Below are 19,428 nucleotides of genomic sequence, written 5' to 3' on the forward strand. Positions count from 1 at the left end.
ATGCAATAATGCGGATGCCACATGACAAAAATGATTAGAGAAGGGGTTTTACACATGAAAAAATGGTCTTTTGCTCTACTTAGTCTTATGTTGATTGCGGTTCTCGCAGCTTGCGGAAACAACAAGGACGCCGATAGCGGCGCAGACAATTCAGCAGGTGCACCTCGTACAGTTGAATTGAAAGTTGGAGCTTCACCTACACCACACGCAGAGATTCTGGAAAGCATCAAGCCTGAACTGGAAGCACAAGGTATCCGTCTGCAAGTCGTTACATTCAACGACTATGTACAACCCAATCAGCAACTTGCTGACAAAAAATTGGATGCAAACTTCTTCCAGCACCAACCTTATCTGGACACAGAGAATAAAGAACGTGGATTCAACCTCGTTTCTGTAACACCTGTTCATGTTGAACCTTTTGGCGGATACTCCAAAAAGATTAAGTCTTTGGATGAATTGGCTGACGGCGCAAAAGTAGCAATTCCAAATGACCCATCCAATGGTGGACGTGCTCTGTTGCTGCTTGCGAAGGAAGGTATCATTACGCTGAAAGACAACACAAATATTACATCTACGATTCAAGATATCACAGCCAATCCGAAGAACCTGGATATCATCGAGCTGGATGCAGCCATGATGCCTCGTCAATTGGATGAAGCGGATCTGGTATTTATCAACGCTAACTATGCGCTCGAAGCGAACCTGAATCCGGCGAATGATGCTTTGCTGATCGAAGATCTGCAAGGTAACCCATACGCAAACATCCTCGTTTCTCGTGAGGACAACAAGGATGCAGATGCAATTCAAAAACTGGCTGCTGCCTTGCACTCCGAAGAAGTGAAAACATTCATCAAAGAACGTTATAAAGGTGCAGTTGAACCTGCAACTGAATAATTCACGATATGTATGATATGATGTGAAGCTTGTAAGAAATAAAGAAATAAGCCGTATATCTCTTTAGAAGAGGTATACGGCTTATTTTATGTTTCCTAATATGTGCTGACGTGGGGATCAACATAAGTCAAAGTTTTCCCGGTTTATCAACGTCAGATGGATGTCCAGATTGGCGGTAGTAGGATAATTCATTCTGATCAGCATACTGCTGCTCATCTGCTTCTTGCAGGTACGTTCTCTCGGAGGGAGAGAGTTTCTCTTCTTCTCCATGTGAGCTTTTGATTCTGTATCTGATCCACCCAATCAGACCGAGAACGACAACGAGGATCAAAGCCCATCCTTTTTTGAGCAAAAGAAGAGCACTGAATTTCTGGGAAGCCGTGTATCCGATCCCGCCCATCAGAAGACTGTTGAGCCCTATGGTGGATGTTTTGTCAGTCGAAGCATTGTACTCCTCGTAGGTATATCCTGCATTGATGCTAAGCTGATTAAGGACAGTTTCCTCGAATTCCTGGCGGCTCTGTTGAAAGTTGGCCGTATCTGTAACCAGAATGGCTGTGATGTACCCTTCGCGTGTCAGGAGTTTTACATTGTAATTGACCATGGATTGCTGATCAGCATTCTTGAAACCAAGGGAGTAAACCAACTGATGTTTGGTACTGTCATATGCCGGTTCGATTTCCCACCCCGTTATGTACGTTCTATATTCAGGATCAAGTTCTCTGTTATCTTCTTCTGTGCCTCGGATATAACTGCTTAACAGTTCTTCGGCATTCAAATTTTGATCGTCATCATGGATATGACCTGTCTTCACGTACTCAAACACAACATACCATGAGCCGAATTCACTATTGCTGGTTAGGCTTCCGATTTCATTCCCGTTAGGCTTCCCATCACTGTTAAGTATCGAGCGTTGGGTATTGGGCTTATCCAGATAGGAATGGCTTTCAGGGACTTCCAGGGTGGCCTTACCATCCAGAGAGACAGATGCTGGTCCAGTAATCCAATCGTACTCATCAGGTGCTTGCTCATTCTCACTTGCCGCTGATACCTGTAAGGCACTAGAGAGTGTGAATAAACTCAACATTAAAAGTGTAAGAAATGATATCCATCTTTTGTTCTTCATATTCGTGTAGAGGTCCTTTCGGGTTATATCCTCGACAGTACCATAGGTGTTTGATTTCAATCAAGATATATTTGGAATTAAAGGTGGATAATCCCTTGTGGATAAGCGAGTTGTAGGAGGACGACAAATCTTTTATACTGGATAGTGACTGCTCTTTGAAGAGGGGGATGAACGTGAAGGGAAAGATTGCCCTCATAACGGGAAGTGCCAAAGGTCTTGGTAAAATGACGGCCCTCAGTCTGGCAGATCAAGGGTGTCATATTGCCCTCAACTATGTACACAGCAGAACAGAAGCTGAGGCTTTAAAGGCTCAGATTATAGCCAAGGGTGTGCGGTGCATTGCCATCCAGGCTGATATATCCAAGGTGGAAGATATCTCTTCATTGGTTGAGCAGGTGGAAGGCAACCTGGGCAGCATTGATATTTTGGTAAATAACGCAGGTCCATTTGTCCGTGAACGACGATTATTTGCGGATTATTCTGAAGCTGAGGTCCAGATGCTTGTGCAGGGAAATCTGTTGGGACCGATGTTACTGGATCAGCGTGTATTGCCAGAGATGAGACGCAAGCAATGGGGACGCATTATCCATTTTGGCTTCAGTCATGCTGGAGAAGCGAGATCTTGGCCTCATCGCGCCGTATATGCGGCTGCCAAGGTGGGTCTGGTATCTTTTACAAAGACACTTGCCGTTGAAGAAGCCCCGTATGGAATTACGGTTAACATGGTATGTCCAGGTGACATTCGTGGTGCGAACAAAGAGAAAACGATTGATGAAATGGCAGGCATCACCGACGAGGAAACCCCAAGAGGGCGCCCAGGCAGCGGTGAAGATATTGCGCGAGTGATCACTTATCTGTGTCTGGATCATTCCGATTTTATAACAGGCAACATTATGGATGTATCTGGAGGACTTGATCCGATTCGTCCGACCATACAGCGCGAGGATACTTAAAAGGTGAATTGAAGGATTGTACGTGGAATCTGGTAAAAGGGACAAATGAAATGGACTCTCTGCATATGCACACAAAAAAAGAGCCCTCCGCTTCATGCGAAGCGAAAGGCTCTTGAGGTTTATTTCGTGAAGGATTGATTAGAATACTTGTACGACTTCTTGTACACCCTCAACTTCTTCGAGAAGGGCACGTTCAATCCCGGCTTTTAAGGTAATGGTGGAGCTTGGGCAACTGCCGCAGGCACCGACCAGTTTCAGCTTAATAATGCCGTCTTCCACGTCGACCAGTTCCACGTCACCGCCATCGCGTTGCAGAAACGGACGAAGTTTGTCAAGCACATCAATTACTTCATCATACATGGTGCTTTGTGCGTTTTCGCTCATTTTTTTCAACTCCTTTCCCCTATATTATATTACAATTGGCCACAAATTAAAATGGTCAAACAAAGAAGGTGAACCTACATGAGACCGATTATTGAATTTTGTGCCAATAATATGCATTTTGGCACAGATGAAGTCATGGATCAACTGGAAGAAAATCCAGACTATGATGTGATTGAATACGGCTGCCTCACCAACTGCGGCCAATGTTCTATGACTCCTTTTGCACTGGTGAATGGTGAAGTTGTCATCACGGACAAAGTGGAAGATCTATATAACGCCATTCTGGCCAAAATTGGCGAAGCCGATGCCTGGGACGAGCTCGATCTCGACTAACCGAGATGGCGCTTGGACATCCAGAGCACACCACTTTTCAAAATACGAGGTACACGTCCCATCATGGACGTTTTGCCCATCAGCCCAAACCCAGACTTCTTGCCGAGTGCACCCAGTGTGCCACGAAGCTTGAGTGGATGTGGATTGGGCTTTTCGCCTTTCCAGAGGGCATGCTGAATATGGGCGATCTGCTCACCCTGTACTTCCGCAGCTTGACCGCTAGGTGCATAAGGTACACTGGCACAGTCACCAACGACATACACATCGGTATATTCCGGGATTTGGTAGTATTCATTCAGGACGACACGTCCTTGAGGGTCTTTGGTCACGTCCAGATCCTGTACCACTTTTACGGGTTGAATGCCTGCAGTCCATACGACAGCATCCGTTAGAATCTGTTCATCCCGGTTATAGATAGCATTAGGTTCAACACGTGAAATGGCGATATGCCCGCGTGTCTCTACCTGATGTTCGTTGAACCATTCATGCACATACACGGATAGACGTTGCGGGAAAGCGGATAATACACGTTCACCACGATCCAAAATGCTGATGTTCAGATCCGGTCTGCTCTCACGAAGTTCGGCTGCTATCTCGACACCACTTAATCCGCCGCCTACGATATGCACATTGCCATAGGCTTTGACTTCATTAAGGCGCAGGTAGGTCTCGCGTGTTTTGCTAAAGCTCTGAATGGTACAGCTGTAGTTTTCGGCGCCTGGCGTGTTGTGGAAACGGTCTGTGCAACCAAGACCAATGACAAGTTTGTCGTACACGAGCGGGTCTTGGCCTTCAAATTCAATCTGACGCTGTTCCAGGTTGATCGAAGTAACTTCTCCATAACGGTAAGTGACTTTATCGCTCACTGGAAATTGGATACGCAGGTCATAATCAGATACGGTTCCTGCTGCGAGTGCGTAATATTCTGTCTTTAATCCCTGAAAGGGGCTGCGGTCCACCAAAATAATTTGTGTATCGGATGGAATTTTACCCTCCAGAAGTTCCTTGATGATGGTGAGGCCGCCATAGCCGCCTCCAAGAATGACGAAATTTTTCATGACTCGGCTTCCTTTCTGCATAAGTCCCACTGAAATGGGGCTGTAAACTGTGGAACAGCTATGCAATAACATAGCTGCTCCTTTTGTTATGATTTGAATAATTGAAAAGTAGACATTGAAAATTGAAGATATTATTCAGCAGTTTGCACCACTCGAATTCAAACGTCTCCCTATAATGAAAGCTGCGTTCTGGAGTGGTGCTGGTGCAATATTGGTTGTGGATGGAGTTATAACCTATTCGTACACTTGAATTTCATTGTAGAACGTATCACGTTCTACCGGAATACGTCCTGCACCTTTAATGAGCCATATGAGCTCTTTACGTGTAAGGCCTTCAGGTGTGAGTGCACCTGCCGCATGACTAATTCGTTCGCGAACGATCGTACCGTGTGCATCCGAAGCACCAAATCCAAGGGCAACTTGAGCTAGCTGTGGACCGATGTTAATGAAGTATGCTTTGATATGATCGATGTTATCCAGCATAAGACGGCTGATCGCAATTGTTTTGAGATCCTCATAAGCCGAGTTACGACGCATAATGCTTGCGTTTTTACTTTTTGGCTGCATGGAAAGTGGGATAAAGACCATGAATCCGTTGGTCTCGTCTTGCAATTCACGGATCTGCACCATGTGGTTAACCCGGTCCTCATAGGATTCAATCGATCCATACAGCATCGTTGTATGGGTACGCATGCCCAGGTTATGAGCAGTACGGTGCACCTCAAGATAACGATCCACGTTGGCTTTGTCTACACGCATTTTTTTGCGATATTCATCCGACAGAATCTCAGCGCCGCCACCAGTCAATGTTTTCAGACCTGCTTTTTGCAGCTCCTGCAGAACTTCCTTAATACTGAGTCCGCTGATGCGAGTGAAGAAATCGATCTCGGCTGCCGTGTAGGCTTTCAGCGTAACATCCGGATATTTCTCGTTTAAAGCACGCAGGGAATCGACATAATACTGAAAAGGAACATGGTTATTATGTCCGCCTACAATATGGAACTCACGTACGCCTGGATGAATATGCTGTTCTACATAATCGATCATTTCCTGACCGGATAATGTGTAGGAGCCTTCTTCACCCTGATCTTTACGGAAATTACAAAAAGCGCAGTGAGCTTCGCATACGTTTGTAAAATAAAGACTCATATTTTCAATGAAATATACTTTCTTGCCATTCTTTCGCAGGTTGGCCTCATTAGCCAGCTGGCCCAAAGTCAGCAGATCATCTGTTTCATACAGATATACGCCGTCTTCTACGTTCAGCCTTACGCCGTTCTGCACTTTCTCAACGATTTCAGCCATTCTTTTGTCTGTGAACGGTGTTACCAATGTAGACATACTGTTTCCTCCTGTTCTTAACCGGATTTGAGTTGTGTGTAGGATCTGCATACAGAACTACATAGCAAAGATGCGGTCAACTGCCGCCTTCTTATATGGACTAACTCTTATTTACCCGGTGCAGCGTGTGCTGCGTACGTAAAGCTAATTTTTTCATTAAAGTGAGTCTTGTGACTCTATATGCATTGGGGACTGCGGACAGTCTCGAAATGTGAAAAAAATTACAACTCTATATATGATCGTCACCTGAATAAGTCATGACAAAATATCGACATTTCAGTGCGACCACCTATTCATTATAAACCTCGTGTCGCGGGGGTTCAATACACTGGGAAGAAAAAGGAGTTCAGGGGGAACGCGGAAAGAGGCAAACATGACTTGAGACCCTTGACGGGGTGGAGTATAATTTAAAGAAGAGTTAATGAAAGGTTGTTCAAAAAGTACGCTTTTGATTACGAAGATGCCTAGCGGCATCTCAGCGTCGAATATGGGATTCAGCCGAAATGTCCGTTGCTCACGTAGTTTTGCCTACGCTCCGCTACTCCATTTCTATCTTCATCCCATCTTCTTGGTACTGAAAAGCGCCCTTTTTGAACATGATTTTATATGAAAAAGGAGAGTGACCTGGCATGATTAACATCAGCGAAACGGCTGCTGACAGATTGAAAGAGATGCTTGCACAGCAAGAGACACCTGGTATGTTCCTACGTCTTGGCGTAGCACCGGGCGGTTGCACCGGATTTTCGTACGCCATGGGCTTTGACGATAAAGAGTCCGATGAGGACCTGTATATGGATATTCAGAGTATGAAGGTTGTAGTCGAGAAGGAAAACCTGAAGTATCTGGATGGTCTCGAAATTGATTTTGAAGAGTCCGGTATGACGGGTGGGTTCACCATCCATAATCCTAACGCGGTAGCCACTTGTGGATGTGGATCTTCTTTCCGTACGAAGGAAGATGCGGGTGTGCCTGATAAGGATTGTTAAGAAACTGAGTTGTACAGCGGTTTCCCAATCTTGTTTTAAATAAGCAGTATGAAATCCTTTAATAGATAGCCTCTGAATTGTATCCGTTTAGCACGGGCATGATATCAGGGGCTTTTTTGCGTGAACTGATTGTGAATGGTTGACAAACTTAGTTGTAACAACTATAGTTACATTATAAAATTTAAACATAAACAATATCGATAATTTAAAGGAGAGATCATGATGAACATTGCAATCATTGGTGCAACAGGCAAAGCAGGAAGTGTAATTTTGAAAGAAGCAGCAGACAGAGGGCATAAAGTAACGGCAATCGTTCGTAATGCATCCAAATTGGAAGATAAAAGCCTGAATACGCTGGAGAAAGATGTATTTGATCTTACAGCTGAAGATCTTAAAGCATTCGATGTGGTTGTAAATGCATTTGGTGCTCCAGCTGGTAAAGAAAACCTGCATGTGGAAGTAGGACAAGCGTTGATCAACATCCTGAAGGATGCACCAAACACTCGTCTGATCGTTGTGGGTGGAGCAGGAAGCCTGTTCACAGATGAGTCCAAAACATTGCGTGTCTTTGAATCCCCAGGATTCCCGGATGCTTACAAAGCAACTGCAACGAACCAAGGCCAAAACTTGCAGGATCTGCAAGCATCTTCGGGTATTCAATGGACATTCTTGAGCCCGGCTGGATTCTTTAATCCAGAAGGTGTACGCACCGGCAAATATCAAGCAGGCAACGACGTTATTCTCGTGAATAGCGAAGGCAACAGCTACATCAGCTATGCAGACTATGCGATTGCTTTGGTTGATGAGATTGAGAACCCACAACACAAAAACGAGCGATTTACCGTTGTTGGCGAAGTGAAGTAACACTTTTAAATGATAATATGGAACATACAAACGGACGCTGATCTCCACAGATCGGTGTCCGTTTTTTTATGTTATCGAAGAGGGAAGTTCTGCAATAACGTTAGATAGGTTAGATGAGTATCGTTCAACTTCCAACTACTCCTTTGAATCTATGTTATATTATTCTAAAGTTGGGAGGAAAGTCTGATTGTGTGAAAGCCATCTTCTCTTCATTGGAATTGCTGCGAGTTCAAAAGTATAAGGGAGTGAACAGTTGTGAAGATGTATTCTAAAGGAGTCATACTATTGATCTTTGCGGTTTTTATGATTAGTGTATCGAGTGGTTCAGGGTTATCCCAATATACAAACGTTAAAAATAAGATGAATCAATTTCACATCACTTCTCTTTATCCGAAAAATAAGAATGGACAAACATATGGTTCTGCCGCATATGCGACTTCTCCAGAAACGGAACCTGATTTAATCTTGGCTACTGGTGTGGATGGTACAGACGGATATCTGCTGAAAAAAGACTTGGATGGCGAACAACCAAAAACACCTGAAGAAGCTATTGCGATACAGAACAGCAGATCACCAGATGGTCGTGATATTCCACTGTATGACAAGGATGGTGAAACCGTAATTGGTGTGTTTCATGTTGGAGGAAAGTGAAAGTAACCAGATCAGGATCAAATGTGACGCTGCCATACATAGACGATTCTTTTCTGAATGGCTTCCTACTACAGGATATGAACAGGTCGACGGAATGGAATTTGAAATTACTGGTGGTAAAGATGGACTGAATTTTGTTGAGCTATGGTTTTCTGTAAGAAAAATATCTTAGTTTTATTTCTTTTAGATTAGTCCTTGAATGATAACTTAATAAAGACAAATGGAGCAACCAACTGTGTCCGATTGGTTGCTTCGTTGTTCATTCACCTAACTGCCAGGGAAAATGCAACATTTTCCTGTTAAACAGGTCAATAAAGATGTACCAATTAACATTATGAGAAGAAGGTGGAAAAACTGAAGCTTCGTATAATCACGTTAATTTTTTTTATATCTACGGTGTTCTTTATCTCAAATGCACAAGATGTTAACGCTTTGTCATGTGCTGAATCGGGAGGTCCCCAAGAACAGTTAGAAATATATGATGGAGCTGTTTATGGTGAAGTAAAGCAAGTAAAGGTCGACATGAAGCAAGAGGGGTTTACGGGGACCAAAGAGAAGATCAGATATATTTTAGTGGAAGTTGAGAGGAGTTGGAATACTGAAGTTGACTCTCAACTAATTATCGCAACTAACTTCACATGGGGATTTGATTTCAAGGAAGGTAACAAATACTTAATATACTTTAGCGAAGCGGATGGCGAATTAAGTAGTAGTCCGTGCAGTTTGACCATCGAAATGAATCATTTGAACCAAGCAACTGAGCTATTTGGGGAAGGATTTCCACCAAAACAACAAGTGAACGTAGAACACAAAATGTGGTTTATGTTTGAGCAAGATAATGATTTGTTTATCGTAGGTGTAGCCGTATTTGCGGCGATCTTTATCTTCTTCATGAGAGTAAGAAAGAAAAAGCGCAAAGCATAATTTGGTAGCGCTAAACGTGAGAGCTTTTGCTCAAACAAAAAGTCATTTGAACTAGGCATGGATTCCTGTATGACCTATTACCCCCTTTACTTAAATGAGGATCGAGGCGTATAATCCGTTGAGATATCAGAGCAATAAGAGGGGATACAGTTATGAATAGTGGATTAATCAACGCGATCATTGCGTATATCATGTGGGGAGTTCTCCCGCTGTATTGGAAGTTGTTTGAAAATGTACCGGCAGGTGAGATTTTATCGCACCGGGTTGTCTGGTCATTTGTCTTTATGGGGATTTTCGTTGCCGTCCAACGTCGTTGGAGTGACATGAAGCGTATTCTGACTAGTCGTTCGACCCTGCTGTCCCTTACCGTGAGTGGGCTCCTAATTGCTATTAATTGGCTGATCTTCATCTGGGCGGTTAACAACGGTCATGTCGTTGAGACAAGTCTGGGCTATTATTTGAACCCGTTACTAAATGTGTTGCTGGCGGTTGTCTTCCTTCATGAAAAGCCAAACCGTGGACAATGGCTCGCGATTGCCATCGCTGGTGTCGCGGTGCTTATCATCGCTATCGACTACGGACGTTTCCCTTGGGTTGCGATTTCGCTGGCCGTGTCATTTGGCTTGTACGGTCTGGCGAAGAAGAAGATTAAGCAAGACGCTTCTGTGGGTTTATTTTCGGAGACAGCTGTAGTTCTGCCCGTCGCACTTGGCTACTGGATCTACTTGGCTGTTGTAGGAAAAGCAACGGCATGGACGCTACCTGCACCAATGTTCTTCGAACTGTTGCTTTCCGGTGTGGTGACGGCGCTGCCGCTGCTGTTCTTTGCACGGGCGGCTGCTCGAATGTCGTTGTCCACACTCGGCTTTGTGCAGTATATTGGGCCAACAATTATGCTGATCCTGAGTGTGTTTGTGTTCAAGGAAACGGTCTCGCCAGTTCTGCTCGTTGGTTTCGCACTCATCTGGACAGCGCTTATCGTATACGCTGCCGCATCGATACGTGCTACGAGACTCGCTAAGGTAAGCTGAACAGAGGTATCTGGTATCGACATAATTGCCCTTTCTGCCAATGAGGTGGAGAGGGCAATTCTTTGTTTGTGGGGGAGCGATAGGTCGATAAAAACTAAAAAGGAAGGCTGATCAACGTTATGGTAAAATACAGGAGTAGTAATCAAAAATAGTAACCAAAAAGAGTAAACAAAAAACGAGGAGGCGACAGATATATGATGGTTAATAACCGTTACCGCAAACGTGATCCATTCTTTGTAAAGAAGGCAGTAGTTCAGATACTATTTCAGTTTGCAGTTTCAGCAATAATCGGTAGTATATATGGGTTCATGATGGTCAACGAGACGATAGCTGGATATATTAATAAACTCTTACCGAGCACGGATGGTCCGGATCTTCATTTATATCTGCCCGTAGTGATAACGGTGTTCATCTACTCGTGTTTAATTCAGAAGAGACAACGGATTTTGCTTGAAAAAATCTCATTTAGTTGTCTCCATATTTTGGTTGCCCTGCTAGGCTGTATTTCTTCAGTTGTTGTGTTATTGGTGATCTAATCCAAATCCTACGTATCTACACCTTCAACCCCATCAACTGCATCAATGACACCGACAGCGAGTGTTGTTACCGCAGCAGCAGCTAAAAGATTCTTGGCACCAAGCTTGACTCTGTCCTTATCTTCCTCTTTCATGCCCACAACAACATCTTTACCGCTGTTATATACATACTTGGCTGATATCGCTACACCTTTTGCAGTATTGCTTACAGCACCTCCAATATCGGCAAGCCCCGCGTCTATGGCGGTATCATCTTTTCGAATTGCACCACTGGCAAGAACATATGTCCCGCTAGCCAGTTGTCCAACGGTTTTGCCTGTATTGATCGTGGCTTTCTCTACGCCGTTTCCGATTTCTTTGATAAAGGGGCTTCCCGCAATTTCACCAACAACCCTCACGCTGCCGCCCAACACTTTCCCGGTAACTTCCCCAGCCAACTGACCGAACCCTTTTAAAAAACTCATCCTTATGCCTCCTCTCCAATTAGAAGTTGATCCTAGATCCTATGTGTTATCTCAATAAACTTATTATATTCATATGTAAGCCAAAAGAACATCAGTCTCCAGCCCGAGTGATGCACCCCTCCTCGATTGATTGCGACACGCTTTAGGAGTGCCCGATCCGCCCCCGGGACGCCGACCACGCTGCCCCCTCAACACACTTCATCGCCAAAAGGCGCTAATCCCACCGGGAACAGCGCCTCAAGCTCTTGTTTTACCTTACTACTTACCATTTGACTGCACACGTTTTTAGAAGTGCCTCATAGAGCAGCAACGTAGTGGAGGGGGCGGAATCGATTCTGAAGAAGCGGAGCGGTCGCCTTTATCCCCGGATTTTCCCCCTATCAGGGGAATTCATAAAATCTGGGGATAACAGCGATCATAAGAACGATCCGCCACCGGAACGCCCACCACGCTGCAACCTCAACGCACTTCATCACAAAAAGGCGCTACTCTCACAGGAATAGCGCCTTCTGCCCTTGTTTCATCTTACTACTTATCCATTTGCCTACACACGGTTTTAGAAGTGTCTCAAGGAGCAGCAACGTAGTGGAGGGGGCGGAATCGATTCTGAAGAAGCGGAGCGTTCGCCTTTATCCCCGGATTTTCCCCTTAACAGGGGGAATTCATAAAATCTGGGGATAACAGCGATCATAAGAACGATCCGACCCCGGAACGCCCACCACTGCTCCCACCAATACACTTCTACCCAACGTACCTAGTCAATAAATCCTTCCATGACAACAGTTGGCATCATATTCGACTGCCAAGCGCCCTTACCATATCCACTGTTGTATCCTGGTGTAGCCTGAGGCTCCCAGTAGAATACACCTTTACCTTTGCCATTTGGCAGATTGCGGATTTGGTTTTTCATCGCGGCAACAAAACTTTTGCCAGCTGCAGCCTGGTTATTGTCCATGCCAATTTCGGAGATGATGATCTCTTTACCATAACGGTTGATCATATCCTTGGCGTTGTTTACCGTATTTGTCACAGCAGTATTCCAGCCGGAAGCTGAAGGATAGAGGGACATGGCGATCATGTCAAAGTTAGCTCCGTTATTAATCAGACCACCAATATTCCATACATAGAGGGCATTATCATCTCCACCTGCCAGATGCACAATAGTTTTGGTGCCGCTGCTCAGGGATTTCACTGCATTATGGCCTGTGTTCACCAGCCACGCATAGTTTTTCATGTTGGTGGATGCTTTGCCATCTTCCCATAACATGCCGTTGCTTGTTTCATTACCGATCTGAACCCAGTCAGGGGTAACGCCTTTGCTTTGCATTGCCGTCATAACATCACGAGTGTGGTTCCATACCGCATCCATGAGCTGTTGGAACGTATAGTTTTTCCAGGCAGCAGGTTTAGTTTGCTGACCAGGGTCTGCCCAGGAATCGCTGTAGTGCAGAGTGAGCATTACACTCATGCCAGCATTCTTGGCACGTTGTGCGAGTGCAGCCGCACGATCCTTATTCATGTAACCGTTCCCATAATCATTCGAAGGATTAACGAATACCCGAATGCGAACGGAGTTGATTTGATAGTCTTTTTTCAAAATATCAATGATGTCGCGCTGTACGCCGTTTTTATCTTTCCATTTGTAGCCTTGGGCTTCCATTCCGGGAACCCAACTGATATCGGCTCCTTTGGCGAAACTTGGTGCTGCGCTGGCATGCTGACCTGCGGGCAACATGATGGAGGTGAATAACAAAACAAAAGCCAACATGATGGATGTCTTGAAACCCCTTACATTTTTGAACATTACAAGATGCCTCCTCGGATTTAGGTTGAGTTGCATCCTAATTATAGCCATCCTGGTTTGATCTACTAAAGGGTCCATTTCCAATATTTTGGGTGTTTTCTCAACCTCTCTACGAAAAAAGAGAAAACAAAAAGCCGTCCTAAGACGGCTTTTCTACCCGTGGCGCTTTTTGAAACATTGATCCGTATCCCGCGCCTCCACCAGACTCTTTTAATTTGAGCTAGTGGATCGGGTAAGGGACACGTTCAACATGACATTAGAAATGTTGACGCACCTCCTTTCCTTGTGGCAAGAGTATACAACACCTTGTTTCGGAAAGCTAGTCTTTTTTTCGTATTTAAGCAAAATTATTTTTCAGTTTGGAACATGGTAATATCTCGTGCATAATGGCTCTTGGTTCCGTCATTGTTTCGAATGCGCACACTGTCTTCACTGATCCGCTCCACAATGCCACAACCGACCTCGCAATAGACACCAGCCGGGTCTTCCTGCCACGCGCTTACCATACATTGAGATAGTGCAGCCGTGAAAAACTCTATATTTTTTTGTAACGTTCTAGGTTTGTTGGATTTCATTATATACTCCTTTAATCCTATATATTTGGAATGAGAACAAGCAACCGGACCAAATCACACTGTACTTCACTTTACTCTGTCTATTGACCTTTGTAAAGGGATGGAAAAAGTTGCGGCCATGAGGTATCATTTACATAAATTTTACGTAGCGTTTACACTGCGCTGACGCTTGATGTTGATTACGAATAGTACAATTATAGGAGAACTTCTAACCAAGAATAGATATGCAACACATTCGGAGGCCATACATGCATAGAGACGTCAAAACAGGCAACTACGTTAATCGTGATTTGAGTTGGGTTGAATTTAATCGGCGCGTACTTCAGGAGGCCCAGGATCCAACAACGCCTCTGCTGGAACGCATGAGATTTCTCGGCATTGTCGCTAGTAATCTGGACGAGTTCGTCAGTGTAAGGGTGGCGGAGACAAAAGAGAAGATCAAGGCCGGATTCACGCAAAAAGATTTTACAGGATACACGCCTTCGGGATTGTACCGCAGATTGATCAAACGAACCGGGACCATGGTCGCCGAACAGTATAAAACGTATCGTGAACTCATTCGTCTACTCGCCAAGAAAGGCGTGAACATTCAGGAATATACAGATCTTAATGTGACACAGCAGCGCGCAATGGACCAGTACTTTCATGAAATTATTTTTCCGGTACTCACACCGATGGCGATTGACCAGAGTCGTCCGTTCCCACTGGTACACAACAAGTCTGTCTATCTGTCCGTGATGTTACAGAAGGAAGGGGAGCAAGAGGGCGAGCCGTTTATGGCTATTGTTCAGGTACCTTCCAATCTGCCGCGGGTAGTTCAGGCTCCCATTCGGGCGAATAGCAAAAAGAAAACATTCATACTGATTGAAGATCTTATCAAACATCATATCCATACGCTCTTCAGCGGATATATCTCGCTTGCTGCACAGGAATTCAGGGTGACCCGTAATGCGGATCTGTTTATTAATGAAGAAGAAGCGGGAGATCTGCTTGAGGCTATTGAAAAAGAATTGCGGCGCAGACGCCGCGGGGCTCCTGTACGACTGGAAGTGTGTAAGGATTTTCGTCCGGATGCCTTATTGGAATTGCAGGATGAATTTGATATTCACGACCCGGTATATGAAATTGATGGACCACTTGATCTGAGTTTTCTGGCGGGATTCGTGGACAGTCTGGAAAGTTTCTCACATCTGAAATATAGTCCGGTGAAACCAGTCTACCCACTTGAGTTTCTGCCAAGAGAAAGTCATTTTGAGCTGCTACGCAAACGCGATGTACTGGTGCACCATCCGTACGAATCGTTTGAACCGGTTACCGATTTTATATTGGAGGCTTCGGAAGATCCAAGAGTTCTGGCCATCAAGATGACATTATATCGGGTCAATGGCGATTCACGCCTTATTCCGGCACTTGCACTTGCCGCTGAGAGTGGTAAGCAGGTCACGGTGGTGGTGGAACTGAAAGCCCGGTTTGATGAAGAGCGCAACATTGCTTGGGCCCGTAAGCTGGAGAAGGCCGGTTGTCACGTGGTTTATGGACTGGTTGGACTCAAGACCCATGCCAAAATTATTCTTGTCGTACGCAGGGAACAGCAGGGTTTAAGACGTTATGTTCATGTAGGAACCGGTAATTATAATGAGAGTACTGCCAAAGTGTATACGGACGTGGGACTGTTCACCTCTAATCCGATTATTGGGGAAGATGCATCCGAATTGTTCAATGAGATTACCGGATATTCCGGTCCGAAGGCATTACAGGCGTTCCGCGTAGCTCCAGATGGTATGAAGGATGAGTTGTTCGCACTGATTCGGAGAGAAACGGAGCACGCGCTGAAAGGCAAACCTTCCAGAATCATTGCCAAGATCAACTCCTTATCTCATCAGGAAATGATTGATGAATTGTATGAGGCTTCTCAGGCTGGAGTACAGATCGATCTGATCGTGCGCGGCGTATGCTGTCTGCGTCCGGGTGTGGAGGGACTCAGTGAGAATATTCGGGTCATTAGCATTGTGGATCGCTTTCTGGAGCATTCACGGTTGTTTTATTTTGAAAATAGCGGCAACCCCGATGTATACATCTCCAGTGCAGACTGGATGACACGTAACCTGAATCGAAGAATTGAACTGATGTGTCCTGTATTCGATCCAGAGCTGAAGAAGATGCTGGTAGATATTCTTAATCTGTCCCTTATGGATAATGTCAAAGCCAGAGAGCTTATGCCTGGTGGCAATTATGTATTTGTAGAAAATGAAAAGCCCCCGCTGAGAAGTCAGACGGAGGCCATGGGTATTATCCCTTGGAAGCCTGCTGAATGGAGTGCGTTAACGTAACTCCCCAGGCTTCCTTCAGATCCTTGACGGCCTCTTCCAGGCCATCAAGTTCCAGTAACGGCTCAGCTGTACAGGTGAATTGCACCTGCAGCGAGTCGTTTTCTTTTGTTGCTTCAATCGCAGCGATGCTCTCGGATCGATTGATGGCTTCCGCTACGCGCAGCAGAGAGCCAATACGATGAGCATGCCGCTCATCCGAGTTTTTCAGAATGTCCTGGTGCTTATTCAGCAGCTGGGGCGTTCTTTTTTTGGGATGATAATCAGCTGCACTGGCACTTAGAATGGTCTCCCGATGAGAAAGTCCATAGATGCTTGAATTCATGGTCCAATAGGCCGAGTGCTGTGTATAACGGAAATAGTTAATCTGCTTACCTGCCATGTGCAGCATAGAGGCTGCATACAGGATTCGGGCATCTGCTTGATCAGGAGGGGTACCTTGTAATGCCGTATAAAGGGTAACCATATCCTGATGAATCCGTTGCAGACGTTTCTCTGGAATAGGCGGACCAAAATGGATAAAGTTGCGGATACTGTCCTTTAGCGCGTCTGGAACGACCGGCTGACCTCCAGCCATGTAATCACGCAACAACCCGTCTCGTAGACCCGCACCACTAACCACATAACGATCTCCCTGTATTAACTGGAAGACAGTTCGTAGGATCAGTACGCCGGGCACAATGATGTCTGCGCGATCTTTGGCGAGCCCAGGTACCTTTTTGCGCTGTGCCGAGGTGAGATGTGGTAAGGAGCGAGCGATGTTCTCCATCGCTTCCTCACTGATCTCATAATGATGGCTGACAGGCAAAGAATACTGGGTACGCTTCTGTTCCACTTTGGCGAGTGTACGCATTGTGCCGCCAAGTCCGATGAGTGGCAGACCAGGATGCTCACGAATCCAATCCTGTCCGCGGAGAGCCTCAATGACTTCGTTGCACAATGCATTTGCATTTGCCTCGGTCCACTGATCTTCGCCCCCGTAACGGGCATGTGAATTCACTGCACCAATGGGGAGGGAGATACTATGTAACCTCTTCCGATTCCGAAAGACCGTGATCTCTGTGCTACCGCCTCCAATATCCACGACGTAACCGTCTGCCAGATCAATGGATTGAGTGACACCAAGGAACCCATAATAGGCTTCCCGATCTCCCGATACACATTCAATGGTAAGCCCCGTCTCTGTCTCCAGCCATTCAATAATCTCCAGGACATTGCTTGCATTACGAATGGCTGCCGTAGCTGCTGCGCGAATCAGTTTGGTCTGATACGCTTCACAGGTCGCTTTGAATTGACTCAAGATGGTGATGGCTTTATCCAGAGAATGGCGCAGAATGGTTCCATCGGACTCAACAACGCTGCTTAGACGAGCGGCGTATTTGTCTTCATGAATGATGCGATAGGCTTCGTTCTGGTCCAGTTCATAGATAACTAGACGAATGGAGTTCGAGCCGATATCAATAATTCCTAAGGTTTCATTAGTATGTGTCATAAGCATCTCCTTCTACAGAGGTTCAACTACCCGAAGTGAAGAAGGGCAGCCATGGCTTCCGGTGAACCCGGCGGTGTGGCAGAGAAGGGCGTAGTTAGCATAACAACAATGATAAAGACGATGAAACAGGCAAATATAAGACAACTCACGGCAAAGCCGCGATTACGCTTTTGCATAAACAGTCGAATACCTGTGACAAAAAGAAGTACCGTAACAGCTACGAGAACGATCGACATTGCAAAATAGGCTACGCCATAAAGTGATTTGAAAAATGCTTCCATTTGTTCTGAACGCTCCTTAGATCCTCATATTTAAGCCCTTCCAAGCCATTCCTTAGTAGCATACGACAGATTGACTTGTTTGAAAAGCAAACCGGGCGCTTGTTCCCGTTTCCGCCATCTCCCCTGGGACAGGTTACATGGAAAAGGGGCCTTTGCCGTGGACAGACATCCAAGAAAGCAAGGCTTCTGTTGAGTATGTATAAGGAAGGACTATTGTTTCAAGGAAGGAGATCAACCCATGTCGAGACAACTTGCAAGCAAATGGCGGAAGACAGCGGCTCTGATGAAATACCCGGTAGCTGCTGTCCATATCCCACAGACCAAGGCATTCAACTCGGGTAATCTGCTGCAAATGCTCAGTCGTTATGGAATGGTGTATGTCAAACCTATTGTAGGAGGTGGAGGTTACGGTGTTATCCGGGTATCGGCCAGCGGTGGGGCTTATCGATACACCCATATGAAAACGACCCGTTCTTTCGCCAGTTTCAGCCAGATGTATCGCTCTCTGGTACGTGTAAAGGCTAGACGCAAGTACTTGATCCAGCAAGGCATTCATCTGGCAACAATTCAAGGGAGACCTGTTGATTACAGAGTCAAAGTTGTCAAAACCCAACGAGGCTGGGTATTCCGTTCATTAGTAGGACGACTCGCTCGTCCCGGACTCTGTGTGACGAATCTGAGCAAGGGTGGCACCATGTTATCAGGAAGGCGAGCTCTTGGTTTATCCCTGCCACATATATCCGGTCGGCACAAACGCCGGGAGATGCGTTCCCTTACACTGACATGTACGTACATTATGGAAAGTCAGTTCCCTGGTGTAGGTCAGCTTGGATTTGATTATGGACTGGATTATTCAGGCAAGATCTGGATTCTGGAAGTAAATACCAGACCCCAATAGAAAATGAATGGGAAAACTCAAGAAAATTCAAGAAAAACCGATATTATATAGAAGAAAACGGTATGAAAACCGTTTGAAATTTTACATTACCGGGTAATTTACTCGCAACAAGTCTTGAAACTATGAATTTATTCCAAAAAAATACGCTGATAAACGTTCTGACAGTAGTAAAAACTTCCTGTGCATAAGTATTGTCCACACTATACACGTTGATTACTCTACATTTTTTCCATTTATCAACAAACTATGCACAGGATTTCCACATATCGTTGTGGATAACAAGAACGCTTGTTCTCTATATGAATCTCTGATATGATAGTTTTGAGGAAAAAAAAGGAAAGGTTGTGGCGGGAAATGGCTATGTTATCCGATGAGATGTTGTTGGATTCCTACCATAAAGCGATTGAGTTGAATCTCGAACGAGATTTCATCGCACTGCTGTTGGCAGAAATCCATAAGCGCAAACTGGGTACCGACGTATCTGCCATTCTTCACTAGAGATCCTC

The 19,428-nt window shown here is 45.2% G+C and carries 20 protein-coding genes; 11 read left to right on the plus strand and 9 right to left on the minus strand.

Annotated elements, in window-relative coordinates; translation table 11 throughout:
- The first annotated feature begins 54 nt into the window (after positions 1-54).
- A complete protein-coding gene (locus ACDJ59_RS00760; protein WP_036605748.1) occupies positions 55-894 on the plus strand; it encodes a MetQ/NlpA family ABC transporter substrate-binding protein in 840 nt (279 codons plus the stop codon).
- A gap of 127 nt (positions 895-1,021) precedes the next feature.
- Here ACDJ59_RS00760 and ACDJ59_RS00765 read toward each other — a convergent pair whose 3' ends face one another.
- Positions 1,022-1,981, minus strand: a complete 960-nt coding sequence (locus ACDJ59_RS00765; protein ID WP_413407301.1) for a DUF2167 domain-containing protein — start codon at positions 1,979-1,981, stop codon at positions 1,022-1,024.
- Between the two features lie 212 nt (positions 1,982-2,193).
- Here ACDJ59_RS00765 and ACDJ59_RS00770 point away from each other — a divergent pair, with 212 nt between their 5' ends.
- Complete coding sequence (locus ACDJ59_RS00770; RefSeq protein WP_017692411.1) at positions 2,194-2,973, plus strand: SDR family oxidoreductase; 780 nt, start codon at positions 2,194-2,196, stop codon at positions 2,971-2,973.
- A gap of 138 nt (positions 2,974-3,111) precedes the next feature.
- Here ACDJ59_RS00770 and ACDJ59_RS00775 read toward each other — a convergent pair whose 3' ends face one another.
- Positions 3,112-3,357, minus strand: a complete 246-nt coding sequence (locus tag ACDJ59_RS00775) for a NifU family protein (protein ID WP_017692412.1) — start codon at positions 3,355-3,357, stop codon at positions 3,112-3,114.
- A 78-nt stretch (positions 3,358-3,435) separates the two neighbouring features.
- On the opposite strand from ACDJ59_RS00775, the gene ACDJ59_RS00780 reads away from it, so the two are divergent.
- A complete protein-coding gene (locus ACDJ59_RS00780) occupies positions 3,436-3,690 on the plus strand; it encodes a YuzB family protein (protein WP_076328984.1) in 255 nt (84 codons plus the stop codon).
- Here ACDJ59_RS00780 and ACDJ59_RS00785 read toward each other — a convergent pair.
- Positions 3,687-4,748 (minus strand): NAD(P)/FAD-dependent oxidoreductase, encoded by a 1,062-nt coding sequence (locus ACDJ59_RS00785; protein ID WP_413407302.1) that lies wholly within the window; start codon positions 4,746-4,748, stop codon positions 3,687-3,689. The genes ACDJ59_RS00780 and ACDJ59_RS00785 overlap by 4 nt on opposite strands.
- Positions 4,749-4,982: 234 nt before the next feature.
- Entirely contained in the window at positions 4,983-6,089 is a 1,107-nt protein-coding gene (gene mqnE / locus ACDJ59_RS00790) for an aminofutalosine synthase MqnE (protein ID WP_047841294.1), read from the minus strand.
- 629 nt (positions 6,090-6,718) lie between these two features.
- On the opposite strand from mqnE, the gene ACDJ59_RS00795 reads away from it, so the two are divergent.
- The 5 genes from ACDJ59_RS00795 to rarD all read left to right on the plus strand — a co-directional run bounded on the left by ACDJ59_RS00795 (position 6,719) and on the right by rarD (position 10,545).
- The gene (locus ACDJ59_RS00795; RefSeq protein WP_036605753.1) at positions 6,719-7,075 is read left to right on the plus strand and encodes a HesB/IscA family protein; all 357 of its coding nucleotides are present in this window, start codon (positions 6,719-6,721) and stop codon (positions 7,073-7,075) included.
- A 222-nt stretch (positions 7,076-7,297) separates the two neighbouring features.
- Entirely contained in the window at positions 7,298-7,939 is a 642-nt protein-coding gene (locus tag ACDJ59_RS00800; protein ID WP_036605754.1) for an NAD(P)-dependent oxidoreductase, read from the plus strand.
- Positions 7,940-8,194: 255 nt separating this feature from the next.
- Positions 8,195-8,590: a hypothetical protein gene (locus tag ACDJ59_RS00805; RefSeq protein ID WP_413407303.1), complete on the plus strand. Its 396-nt coding sequence runs from the start codon at positions 8,195-8,197 to the stop codon at positions 8,588-8,590.
- Positions 8,591-8,935: 345 nt separating this feature from the next.
- Positions 8,936-9,514 carry a hypothetical protein gene (locus tag ACDJ59_RS00810; protein ID WP_413407304.1) on the plus strand — a complete coding sequence of 193 codons (579 nt, stop codon included), beginning with the start codon at positions 8,936-8,938 and terminating at the stop codon, positions 9,512-9,514.
- Between the two features lie 152 nt (positions 9,515-9,666).
- Positions 9,667-10,545, plus strand: coding sequence for an EamA family transporter RarD (gene rarD / locus ACDJ59_RS00815; protein WP_413407305.1), 879 nt, complete (start codon positions 9,667-9,669; stop codon positions 10,543-10,545).
- Between the two features lie 544 nt (positions 10,546-11,089).
- On the opposite strand, the gene ACDJ59_RS00820 is transcribed toward rarD, so the two are convergent.
- The 3 genes from ACDJ59_RS00820 to ACDJ59_RS00830 form a co-directional block, all read right to left on the minus strand.
- Positions 11,090-11,545: a hypothetical protein gene (locus tag ACDJ59_RS00820; RefSeq protein ID WP_413407306.1), complete on the minus strand. Its 456-nt coding sequence runs from the start codon at positions 11,543-11,545 to the stop codon at positions 11,090-11,092.
- Positions 11,546-12,299: 754 nt separating this feature from the next.
- Positions 12,300-13,349, minus strand: coding sequence for an arabinogalactan endo-beta-1,4-galactanase (locus ACDJ59_RS00825; protein WP_100529768.1), 1,050 nt, complete (start codon positions 13,347-13,349; stop codon positions 12,300-12,302).
- Positions 13,350-13,696: 347 nt separating this feature from the next.
- The gene (locus tag ACDJ59_RS00830) at positions 13,697-13,924 is read right to left on the minus strand and encodes a hypothetical protein (RefSeq protein WP_017692425.1); all 228 of its coding nucleotides are present in this window, start codon (positions 13,922-13,924) and stop codon (positions 13,697-13,699) included.
- A 248-nt stretch (positions 13,925-14,172) separates the two neighbouring features.
- Between ACDJ59_RS00830 and ppk1 the strand changes: the two genes are divergently transcribed.
- On the plus strand, positions 14,173-16,254 hold the full coding sequence (gene ppk1 / locus ACDJ59_RS00835; protein WP_413407307.1) for a polyphosphate kinase 1: 2,082 nt from the start codon (positions 14,173-14,175) through the stop codon (positions 16,252-16,254).
- On the opposite strand, the gene ACDJ59_RS00840 is transcribed toward ppk1, so the two are convergent.
- A complete protein-coding gene (locus ACDJ59_RS00840) occupies positions 16,214-17,743 on the minus strand; it encodes a Ppx/GppA family phosphatase (RefSeq protein ID WP_413407308.1) in 1,530 nt (509 codons plus the stop codon). The genes ppk1 and ACDJ59_RS00840 overlap by 41 nt on opposite strands.
- Positions 17,744-17,769: 26 nt before the next feature.
- Entirely contained in the window at positions 17,770-18,024 is a 255-nt protein-coding gene (locus ACDJ59_RS00845) for a hypothetical protein (protein WP_017692428.1), read from the minus strand.
- 238 nt (positions 18,025-18,262) lie between these two features.
- Between ACDJ59_RS00845 and ACDJ59_RS00850 the strand changes: the two genes are divergently transcribed.
- Complete coding sequence (locus ACDJ59_RS00850; RefSeq protein ID WP_076253234.1) at positions 18,263-18,922, plus strand: YheC/YheD family protein; 660 nt, start codon at positions 18,263-18,265, stop codon at positions 18,920-18,922.
- 354 nt (positions 18,923-19,276) lie between these two features.
- Positions 19,277-19,420, plus strand: coding sequence for a sporulation histidine kinase inhibitor Sda (locus ACDJ59_RS00855; RefSeq protein WP_017692430.1), 144 nt, complete (start codon positions 19,277-19,279; stop codon positions 19,418-19,420).
- Positions 19,421-19,428 lie beyond the last annotated feature (8 nt).

The organism is Paenibacillus amylolyticus (genome assembly GCF_047302515.1).
Classification (GTDB): Bacteria; Bacillota; Bacilli; order Paenibacillales; family Paenibacillaceae; genus Paenibacillus; species Paenibacillus amylolyticus_G.

Coding starts and splice junctions, on each gene's coding strand:
- ACDJ59_RS00760 (WP_036605748.1), top strand. CDS start 55: ATGAAAAAATGGTCTTTTGCTCTACTTAGTCTTATGTTGATTGCGGTT.
- ACDJ59_RS00765 (WP_413407301.1), bottom strand. CDS start 1,981: ATGTTGAGTTTATTCACACTCTCTAGTGCCTTACAGGTATCAGCGGCA.
- ACDJ59_RS00775 (WP_017692412.1), bottom strand. CDS start 3,357: ATGAGCGAAAACGCACAAAGCACCATGTATGATGAAGTAATTGATGTG.
- ACDJ59_RS00780 (WP_076328984.1), top strand. CDS start 3,436: ATGAGACCGATTATTGAATTTTGTGCCAATAATATGCATTTTGGCACA.
- ACDJ59_RS00785 (WP_413407302.1), bottom strand. CDS start 4,748: ATGAAAAATTTCGTCATTCTTGGAGGCGGCTATGGCGGCCTCACCATC.
- mqnE (WP_047841294.1), bottom strand. CDS start 6,089: ATGTCTACATTGGTAACACCGTTCACAGACAAAAGAATGGCTGAAATC.
- ACDJ59_RS00795 (WP_036605753.1), top strand. CDS start 6,719: ATGATTAACATCAGCGAAACGGCTGCTGACAGATTGAAAGAGATGCTT.
- ACDJ59_RS00800 (WP_036605754.1), top strand. CDS start 7,298: ATGAACATTGCAATCATTGGTGCAACAGGCAAAGCAGGAAGTGTAATT.
- rarD (WP_413407305.1), top strand. CDS start 9,667: ATGAATAGTGGATTAATCAACGCGATCATTGCGTATATCATGTGGGGA.
- ACDJ59_RS00820 (WP_413407306.1), bottom strand. CDS start 11,545: ATGAGTTTTTTAAAAGGGTTCGGTCAGTTGGCTGGGGAAGTTACCGGG.
- ACDJ59_RS00825 (WP_100529768.1), bottom strand. CDS start 13,349: ATGTTCAAAAATGTAAGGGGTTTCAAGACATCCATCATGTTGGCTTTT.
- ACDJ59_RS00830 (WP_017692425.1), bottom strand. CDS start 13,924: ATGAAATCCAACAAACCTAGAACGTTACAAAAAAATATAGAGTTTTTC.
- ppk1 (WP_413407307.1), top strand. CDS start 14,173: ATGCATAGAGACGTCAAAACAGGCAACTACGTTAATCGTGATTTGAGT.
- ACDJ59_RS00840 (WP_413407308.1), bottom strand. CDS start 17,743: ATGACACATACTAATGAAACCTTAGGAATTATTGATATCGGCTCGAAC.
- ACDJ59_RS00845 (WP_017692428.1), bottom strand. CDS start 18,024: ATGGAAGCATTTTTCAAATCACTTTATGGCGTAGCCTATTTTGCAATG.
- ACDJ59_RS00850 (WP_076253234.1), top strand. CDS start 18,263: ATGTCGAGACAACTTGCAAGCAAATGGCGGAAGACAGCGGCTCTGATG.
- ACDJ59_RS00855 (WP_017692430.1), top strand. CDS start 19,277: ATGGCTATGTTATCCGATGAGATGTTGTTGGATTCCTACCATAAAGCG.